Origin of the sequence: Nocardia sp. NPDC058497 (assembly GCF_042720195.1) — a bacterium.
GTDB lineage: Bacteria > Actinomycetota > Actinomycetes > Mycobacteriales > Mycobacteriaceae > Nocardia.
This window is the reverse complement of record NZ_JBHXMY010000241.1, coordinates 578-8,504: the sequence shown is the minus strand read 5'-3', so window position 1 is coordinate 8,504 and position 7,927 is coordinate 578. Positions and strand designations below refer to the sequence as shown.

7 protein-coding genes and 1 pseudogene are annotated in these 7,927 nt (G+C 68.8%); 4 read left to right on the top strand and 4 right to left on the bottom strand.

What is annotated here, in order from left to right:
* Positions 1 to 1,354 (top strand): annotated as a pseudogene (locus ACFWPJ_RS17545) (hypothetical protein); the annotation flags it as partial.
* Here the strand turns inward: ACFWPJ_RS17545 and ACFWPJ_RS17540 are convergent.
* Positions 1,351 to 1,632 carry a hypothetical protein gene (locus ACFWPJ_RS17540; protein ID WP_378852533.1) on the bottom strand — a complete coding sequence of 94 codons (282 nt, stop codon included), beginning with the start codon at positions 1,630 to 1,632 and terminating at the stop codon, positions 1,351 to 1,353. The pseudogene ACFWPJ_RS17545 and the gene ACFWPJ_RS17540 overlap by 4 nt on opposite strands.
* Positions 1,633 to 1,721: 89 nt before the next feature.
* On the opposite strand from ACFWPJ_RS17540, the gene ACFWPJ_RS17535 reads away from it, so the two are divergent.
* Positions 1,722 to 2,672 carry an endonuclease/exonuclease/phosphatase family protein gene (locus ACFWPJ_RS17535; protein WP_378852531.1) on the top strand — a complete coding sequence of 317 codons (951 nt, stop codon included), beginning with the start codon at positions 1,722 to 1,724 and terminating at the stop codon, positions 2,670 to 2,672.
* 76 nt (positions 2,673 to 2,748) lie between these two features.
* Positions 2,749 to 4,197 carry a metallopeptidase gene (locus ACFWPJ_RS17530; RefSeq protein WP_378852529.1) on the top strand — a complete coding sequence of 483 codons (1,449 nt, stop codon included), beginning with the start codon at positions 2,749 to 2,751 and terminating at the stop codon, positions 4,195 to 4,197.
* Between the two features lie 76 nt (positions 4,198 to 4,273).
* Here ACFWPJ_RS17530 and ACFWPJ_RS17525 read toward each other — a convergent pair whose 3' ends face one another.
* From ACFWPJ_RS17525 to ACFWPJ_RS17515, 3 genes are read right to left on the bottom strand one after another with little or no spacing between them, the layout of a single operon-like run.
* Positions 4,274 to 4,738 (bottom strand): 6,7-dimethyl-8-ribityllumazine synthase, encoded by a 465-nt coding sequence (locus ACFWPJ_RS17525; RefSeq protein ID WP_378852527.1) that lies wholly within the window; start codon positions 4,736 to 4,738, stop codon positions 4,274 to 4,276.
* Positions 4,739 to 4,763: 25 nt separating this feature from the next.
* The gene (locus tag ACFWPJ_RS17520) at positions 4,764 to 5,600 is read right to left on the bottom strand and encodes an alpha/beta hydrolase (protein WP_378852525.1); all 837 of its coding nucleotides are present in this window, start codon (positions 5,598 to 5,600) and stop codon (positions 4,764 to 4,766) included.
* Positions 5,597 to 7,018, bottom strand: coding sequence for a M20/M25/M40 family metallo-hydrolase (locus ACFWPJ_RS17515; RefSeq protein WP_378852523.1), 1,422 nt, complete (start codon positions 7,016 to 7,018; stop codon positions 5,597 to 5,599). Before ACFWPJ_RS17515 ends, ACFWPJ_RS17520 begins: the two co-directional genes overlap by 4 nt.
* Before the next feature lie 119 nt (positions 7,019 to 7,137).
* On the opposite strand from ACFWPJ_RS17515, the gene ACFWPJ_RS17510 reads away from it, so the two are divergent.
* Positions 7,138 to 7,881, top strand: coding sequence for a DUF4191 domain-containing protein (locus ACFWPJ_RS17510; RefSeq protein ID WP_378852521.1), 744 nt, complete (start codon positions 7,138 to 7,140; stop codon positions 7,879 to 7,881).
* Positions 7,882 to 7,927: the final 46 nt, after the last annotated feature.

The following is a 7,927-nucleotide window of genomic DNA, read 5'->3' as shown; positions in this document are numbered from 1 at the left end:
GTGGGCTCGGAGATGTGTTAAAGACCCTGGCGTTGACGGGACGCGCGATGTGGGCCCCGGTTCCGTCCTCGGGATCGAGCAGTTCGGGGAGCCGCCGCCGGTGCAGGTGCACTACCTGTTCCCGAAAACCACGCTGCGCGATGCCGGCTACGAGCGCAACGAGATCAACGCGATCGCCAACTTCTGCTTCCTCAGCCCCGGCTCGGAAGCCGAGCTGGGCGAGCGTGAACCCGCCGACTACCTCGCCGAGATGGAGCGCAGGCATCCGGGAGTGCTGGCCTCACAATGGATTCCGACCGATCCGGCACTGTGGCGGGTCGAGAACTACCGCGAATTCCTGCGTGCCCGGCGCAAGTTGCTGTCCGCGGCCGCCGATGCCTTCCTCGAGCAGTTGCGCACCGGCACCCTGCACCGGCCGACGCTGCTGTCCGTGGGCGTCGCCGGGGTGACCATCGGCGACCCGGCGGTGGACCAGGTCAACGCGCTCGTCGACGACCTCATCGCCGACGGCTTCGGTTTCCCGCTGCTCGACAGCGAGGTCTCCGACCCCGTGACCGGCCGCGAACTCGCTGTCGCCGAGGCCTTCTGGCCCGACGGCCTGCAGCCCGGCGTCGGCATGCCGGTGGTGCTAGTGCTCGAGCCCGCCAACGCCGACCTCACCCGCCTCGCCCAGCTCGGCTACGCGGTGTTCACCTCCGTCGACGCCCTGCGCGGCTATGTCGACAACCTGCGCGTCGAGGTCTCCGGCGACACCGGCCTCTACGGCCCCGCCGCCGACGTCGCCGCACTGGCCGACCGCTTGCCCGCCACCTGGGTCGGCAACTCCGAGCAGGTCTGGTTCCGCTTCGCCTGGAACCAGCTCGAGCGCGACCGGGCCGAAAGCCCCGACGCGGCACTGGAACCCGAACAGGTCGCCCTGCGCTACATCGCCCTGTGGGCGCTGACCCGCACCTTCTACATCCACGCCTTCGACCAGGGCAATCCGGGGGAGTGGCGCTACTACCTCGGCGACGCCATCGGCCCGGCCCCGCTGGTCCCCCGCGACTGGCTGGCCCGGCGCGCCGTCGAATCCGGCGCCCTGGCCCCCGGCGCCACCCCCGGCGACGAGGACATCGCGATCGCCCTGGTCCACGGCGTCATCGAGGTCGTCGACGACATCGCCACCGCCCTGGCCCACCTCCTCGGCGGCCCCGGCCTCTTCGCCTCCCTCTGGGCCTCGGCGGGCGCCGCCGAACACTACGGCTACCCCCTGTCCACCGACCAGATCAACGACCTCATCAACCAGGTCGTCAACGACCCCGCCTCCCGAAAGATCCAGGCCTACAACTGGATCGAAGCAGGCCTGCCGCTCTAGGGCGTAGCGGTCGCGCGCTGGAACGTGGTGACGAAGTCGCGCAGCGCGGCGCGGTCCTCGGCGTCGACCGGGCGGTAGCCGCGTGCGGCTTCGACCGTGACCGTCGTGCCCGCTCGCAGCGGGAGTTCGGGCCAGCACACGGGGAGCACCGGTAGTTGGATGGTGCGGTCGGCGACGGTAAGGGTGAGCGCGGAGGTGTATCGGCTCACGACCGTCATCAGCTCCTCGACCGCGTCCTCGGTGAGCGGGCCCGCTGCCGTGAATTCCTCGATGTACATGCCGCCTCCTTTCGCGCCAGTGTATGCCCACAGAAATCTCTCAAGGCCGTCATAAGCGGGCCGCAATGTCGGCTGCATAGGGTGACCGCATGATGCGTGAATGGTTGGAACGGGCCTTGCTCGTCCTGGGGTGGGGCGCACTGATCGCGGCGGTGGCCGGGATCGTGTTGCATATCGTGAACTGGCAGCAGAAGTCGATGGTGTTGCTGGCGTCGGGGGCGATCTGGTTGATGCTCGGCGCGGTCGTCGGACTGGCGCTGGTCCTCGCCGCGCGCGGATGGCGCAGTGCGGTCGCCGGGGGTGGGGTGCTCGCCGGTGTGCTGTGGCTGGTCGTGCCGTCCTACATCCCGGAGAGCAGGGCGGCCGACGGTCCGGAACTGGTGGTGTTGCAGTCGAATATCCTCTTCGGCCAGGCGGATCCGACCGCCGTGGTCGCTACGGTGCGGGACAACAACGTCGATGTGCTCACCATCGAGGAACTGACCGTCGACGCGATCACGCGCTTGCGGACGGCGGGACTGGACAACCTGCTGCCTTACGTCTATCTGGAACCGGCGCAGTCGGGCGGCGGTGGTACCGGCATCTACAGCCGATACCCGTTGCGCGACACCAAGAAATACGACGGCTTCATCATGAGCAATATCTCGGCGACGATGGAACATCCGCAGCGCGGCCCGATCTCGGTGTTCGCCTTCCATCCGATCCCGCCGAACATCGACTTCGCCGCGTGGTCGGCGGAGATGCGCCGGGTCGACGAGATCCTGGCGGCCACGAGCACGCCCGCCATCGTCGGCGCGGATTTCAATGCGACACAGAATCATTCGGCCTACCGTGCCCTGCTCGACGGCCCGTTCGCCTCGGCCGCCGACCAGACCGGCGACGGCGTCCTGCTCACCTTTCCCGCGGATCGCCGGTGGGGTCCGGTGATCGGCATCGACCACATCCTCGTCGCAGGCGGTGTGGCCGAACAGATCCGCACGCTCACCCTGCCCGGCACCGATCATCGCGCGGTACTGGCGACGGTCCGGATGGACCGCTGACCGAAGTCGATTACCATGTGAGCGCTCGACATCGGACCGCTAGGCGTCCGTGTCATTCCCCGGGGAGGAAAAGCGGATGATCAGACATCGGTTCGCTGTCGGCGTTGCCGCGGCACTGGTGAGCGTCGGCATGCTCGTATCCGGTTGCACGGCGACAACTGTCGCCAGCGACCAGGCGGTGCCGGCCATGGACAACCCGTGGGAGGTGGCGGGCGCGACGTCGAACAGCGGGCCCAGCGGATCACGCCCCGGTGTGCCCGACACCGACAAGAAGGCCGAGAACGGCGACAACGGCAAGATCGACAAGCTCGCGCTCAACGCCATCGCCGATATCGAAGAGTATTGGCAGACCGAGTATTCCAAGACCTTCCGCGGCGATTTCAAGCCCGCCTCGAAGTACATCTCGTGGTCGGCGAAGGCGCCGGAGTCGGAATCGGTGGAGTTCTGCCTGAGCAGCACCTACAAGCTGGTCAACGCCGCGTACTGCCCGCTCAACCACACCATCGGCTGGGATCGCTCGGTCCTGCTGCCGCTGCTGGTCGACAAGTACAAGGAGATGTCGGTGGTGATGGTGCTGGCCCACGAGTACGGCCATGCCATCCAGTCCCAGGCCGACCTGCTGCGCGGCTTCTTCACCGATTCGCTGGTCAAGGAACAGCAGGCAGACTGCCTGGCCGGTGTGTTCCTGCGCCATGTCGCCGAGGGCAAGTCCAAGCACTTCACCCTCAACACCACCGACGGCCTCAATGGCGTACTCGGCGCGACCGTCGCCGTGCGTGACCGCGACCCCAATGATCCCGACGCCGTGCACGGTTCGGCCTTCGAGCGGGTCACCGCGGTGCAGATGGGTTACACCGAGGGCGCCAAGTCCTGCGAGGGCATCAACGAGGACGAGATCACCAAACGTCGCGCTGGTCTGCCGGTCACCTTCGAGGACAACGAGCGGGAAGAACAGCTCCCGGTCGACAAAGAAAACCTGACCAACCTGGCCAACCAGCTGGGCAAGTCGATGCCGGTGAAGAACGCGCCGAAGTTCGACTACACCGGGGTCACCCGCAACTGCTCCTCGACCACCACGACCGAACCGGTGTCCTACTGCCCCGGCAGCAACACCATCGGCACCGACCTGCCCGCCATGGCCAAGCGCGCGGGCGAGGGTGCGAGCGGCAAGGAAGAGCCGCTGTCCGCGGTGGTCACCGGCGACTACAACGCCGCGGTGGTGTTCGTGTCCCGCTACGCCCTGGCGGTGCAGCAGGATCGCAAGCTGTCACTGACCGGCGCCGAGTCGGCGGGCCTGCGCACCGCGTGCCTGTCCGGTGCGCTGACCACGAAACTCAGTGAGCCGAGCAGTGATCCGCGCCTGTCGGCGGGCGACCTCGACGAGGCCGTGTCGGGCCTGCTCGCCGACGGCCTCGCGGCCGCCGACGTCAACGGCAAGGTGGTGCCGAGCGGCTATCAGCGCCTCGAGGCGTTCCGCACCGGCGTCCTCGACGGCGAACAGGCCTGCCTGACCCAGTTCAAGTAGTCAGCGGAGACGGCGGGCCGGAGGCGGTAGCGCAGCGTGACCACGTAGGCCCTCGCGGAGCTGACCATCAATACCGTCAGCGCGCCGCGGGCAGTGACCGCAGGGAGCTGAGGGTGTTCGCCACCGCGCGGGCAGCCTCGGCTCCCTTTGTCACGAAGTGGTTGGTGAAGTAGTCGACGTGCTCGCTGTGCTCGTGGAAGTGGTGCGGCGTGAGCACCACCGAGAACACCGGCACGTCGTTGTCGAGCTGCACGCGCATCAGGCCGTCGATCACCGCGGTGGCGACGAAGTCGTGGCGGTAGATGCCGCCGTCGACGACCAGCGCCGCGGCCACGATCGCCTCGTAGCGGCCGGTGCGGGCCAGCCGTTGGGCGTGTAGCGGGATCTCGAAGGCGCCAGGGACGTCGAACACCTCGACGACGGCGGGGTCGAACCCGAGGCCGGCGTATTCGGCGACGAAGCCCTCGTGAGCCTTGGTGACGATGGAGCTGTGCCAGCTGGCGCGGATGAAGGCGACAGCGCCGGTAGACGTGGTTCCCATGGGCGGAGTCTACTTAGGTTCTAAGTTACTCACCAGTAATATGCTGGGAGAGCCATTCGGTGACGTCACCGATGACCTGGTCGCGCTCGGGTTCGTTGAACACCTCGTGGAACAGCCCCGGGTAGCGCAGCACCGTCACGTCGGCCGAGCCGGTATCGCGTTCGAGCAGGTCCGAGCTCGACGGCGCGGCGATGGTGTCGGCGATGCCGTGCAGCACCAGCAGCGGCCCGGTGAGCGCGCCGAGACGCTGCTTCACCAGCGCGGTGTGCTGCAGGATCTCCACCGCCGTGCGGGCGGGCAGCTTGCCGCGGAACACCAGCGGGTCGTCGTCGTAGGCCCGCACCACCTCGGGATCGCGGCTGATCGTCGACGAATCCAGGGTCAGCACACCGAGATTCGGCGCGAACCGGGTGAGCAGCGGGGCGGCCAGGCGCTGCACCGGATTGCCCACCGCGATGTCCAGCGGGGGCGCCGACAGCACGATCCCGGTCACGTCGACCGGCCCGCGAGTGGCCAGATGCAGCACCACCAGGCTGCCCATCGAATGTCCGAGCAGGAAGCGCGGCACCCCGGGGTGGGCCGTGCCGGCGACATCGAGCAGCGTCGCGACATTGTCGGCAGCGGCGTGCATCGACCCGATATTGGCCGCCGCGCCCTCCGACAGCCCGTGCCCGATGTGGTCGAGCGCGTAGACCGCGAATCCGGCCGCGGCCAGCTTGTCGCCCACGTATTCGTAGCGTCCCGAATGCTCGGCGACGCCGTGCACCAGCACCACCACCGCGCGCGGTGCGGTCTCGGGTTGCCAGGCGCGCCAGGCGATCCGGCCGCCCTTGCCGGCGAATTCACCCGTGTCCGTCGTCATCGCTGCGCTCCTTCTTCGGGGCCTGGCGCCGCCGCGAGCCGCTCGAGCAGGCGCCGGTTGAACTCGATCAGTCGAGCGTAGTTGAGCCGGGAGATCCGCTCGTCGGTTCCGTGGATCCGGTCCAGGTCGGCCGCGGTCAGCACGATCGGCGCGAAGTTGCAGCGGGTCCGCGCCAGGCCGTCGTAGTGCCGGGAATCGGTGGCGCCCGGCACGATCCCGGTCGTGGTGACGATGCCGGGAACCAGGCTGGTGGCGAGCTCGGCGATCAGCTCGAACGCGGGACCGGGGCCGGTGACCTGCGAGGGTTCCGACGCGGGCCCGACGAGGTCGATCGCTACGCCGATGTCGCGGATCACGCGGCGGCAGTGCGCGAGCACCGCCGACACCGAATCACCGGGCAGGATCCGGAAATTCACCAGTGCCTCGGCGCTCTGCGGCAGCACATTGGCCTTCACGCCGCCCCGGATCACCGTCGGGGCCGTCGTCGTGCGGACCAGGGCTTCGGTGGTCGGGCCCGCCGCCAGGATCCGCGCGATGAGCGGTCCGGCCAGCGTGGACAGACCGCGCGTCTCGGTGAATCCGAGCAGCTTGCGCCGCGAGTCGGGCAGTGCGACCCGCATCCGGGCGAGCATGTCGGTGATCACCGGGGTCAGCCGCAACGGCATCGGATGGTCCTGCACCCGCGCGACGGCGCGCGCGATCCGCCCGACCGCGGTCTGCTTGCCCGGCATCGACGAGTGCCCGCCGGTCTCGGTGACCGAGAGCCGCACCGTCGCATAGCCTTTCTCGCCGAGCATGATGCTGGCCACCGGCCGGTCCACCCCGTCGGCGACGCCGTCGGTGATCACCCCGCCCTCGTCGAGCAGCAGATCGGCGCGCACCTTCTCGGCGCGCAGGTGCTCGGCCATCCGAACCGCGCCGCCGTCGCCGAAGACCTCCTCGTCGTGACCGAAGGCCAGATAGACGGTGCGCCACGGGCGGATTCCCGCGCCGAGCGCCCACTCGACCGCCTCCAGCACGGCGAGCACCCGGCTCTTGTCGTCGATCGCGCCCCGGCCCCAGATGAACTCCGCGTCGACGACACCGGCGAACGGGGGATGGGTCCAGCCCTGCGGATCGTCGACCGGGACCACGTCCTGGTGGGCCAGCAGGATCGCCGAGGCGTGCCCTGGCTCGGCGCCGTCCCAGCGGTAGAGCCTGCTGCGGCCGAAGGTGGTCACGGACAGCTCGGCGTGCACCCGCGGGAACGAGGCCTCGAGGTGCTCGGCCAGCCGGACGAACTCCGCGTCGGCGGTGTGCGCGGGATCCTCGGTCGAGACCGTCACGCACCGCAGGGCCGCGGCCAGGCGTTCGGCGACCTCGTCGTCGACGCCGTGGGTGACGGGGGAGCCGGCCGGGTTCTCGGTGATCGGGCGCATCCTAGGCATTCTTGCCCGTGCGCGCCCCGTTCGCCGCCGAAGGCGCCCGAATCGCCGTATTCGTATCGGAGCGTCATGCGGTCCGACGGGTCGGCGGGGGGCCATCTAAGCTGAGACACATGGCAGGAGGCAAGGGCGGCAAGCCGTCGAAGGAAGCCAGGGCCGCGGCTAAAGCGGCCCGCAAGCAGGCATCACGCGAACGGCGTCAGCAGTTGTGGCAGGCGTTCAACATGCAGCGCAAGGAAGACAAGGCGCTGCTGCCGCTGATGATCGGCGCACTCGTCGGCACCACGGTGGTCTTCTTCCTCATCGGTCTGATCTTCGACATGCAGTGGTTCCTGCTGCCGCTGGGTCTGCTGCTCGGTGTGCTGTTCGCGTTCATCATCTTCGGACGTCGCGTGCAGAAGAACGTCTACCGCAAGGCCGAGGGCCAGGCGGGTGCCGCCGCGTGGGTGCTGGAGAACCTGCAGGGCAAGTGGCGGGTCGCCAACGGCGTCGCGGCCACCACCCAGCTCGACGCCGTGCACCGCGTCATCGGCCTGCCCGGCGTGATCTTCGTCGCCGAGGGCTCGCCGCAGCGGGTGAAGTCGCTCATCGCGCAGGAGAAGAAGCGCACCGCCCGCCTGGTCGGTGACACCCCCATCTACGAAGTGATCGTCGGCAACGACGAGGGCCAGACCCCGCTCAAGGATCTGCAGAAGTTCCTCACCAAGCTGCCGCGCAATATCGACGTCAAGCGGATCGACCAGATCGAGGGCAGGCTGACGGCCCTCAGCTCGCGCAGCGGCCCGGCCATGCCGAAGGGCCCGATGCCCCCCGGCGCCAAGATGAAGGGCATGCAGCGCGCCATCCGCCGCCGCTGAACCCCCCGAACGCCACGAGCCCGTCACCTGACCGCAGGTGAACGGC

Excerpts from the sequence above, each read along its gene's own strand:
- ACFWPJ_RS17540 (WP_378852533.1), bottom strand. The coding sequence starts at position 1,632 with ATGTACATCGAGGAATTCACGGCAGCGGGCCCGCTCACCGAGGACGCG.
- ACFWPJ_RS17535 (WP_378852531.1), top strand. The coding sequence starts at position 1,722 with ATGATGCGTGAATGGTTGGAACGGGCCTTGCTCGTCCTGGGGTGGGGC.
- ACFWPJ_RS17530 (WP_378852529.1), top strand. The coding sequence starts at position 2,749 with ATGATCAGACATCGGTTCGCTGTCGGCGTTGCCGCGGCACTGGTGAGC.
- ACFWPJ_RS17525 (WP_378852527.1), bottom strand. The coding sequence starts at position 4,738 with ATGGGAACCACGTCTACCGGCGCTGTCGCCTTCATCCGCGCCAGCTGG.
- ACFWPJ_RS17520 (WP_378852525.1), bottom strand. The coding sequence starts at position 5,600 with ATGACGACGGACACGGGTGAATTCGCCGGCAAGGGCGGCCGGATCGCC.
- ACFWPJ_RS17515 (WP_378852523.1), bottom strand. The coding sequence starts at position 7,018 with ATGCGCCCGATCACCGAGAACCCGGCCGGCTCCCCCGTCACCCACGGC.
- ACFWPJ_RS17510 (WP_378852521.1), top strand. The coding sequence starts at position 7,138 with ATGGCAGGAGGCAAGGGCGGCAAGCCGTCGAAGGAAGCCAGGGCCGCG.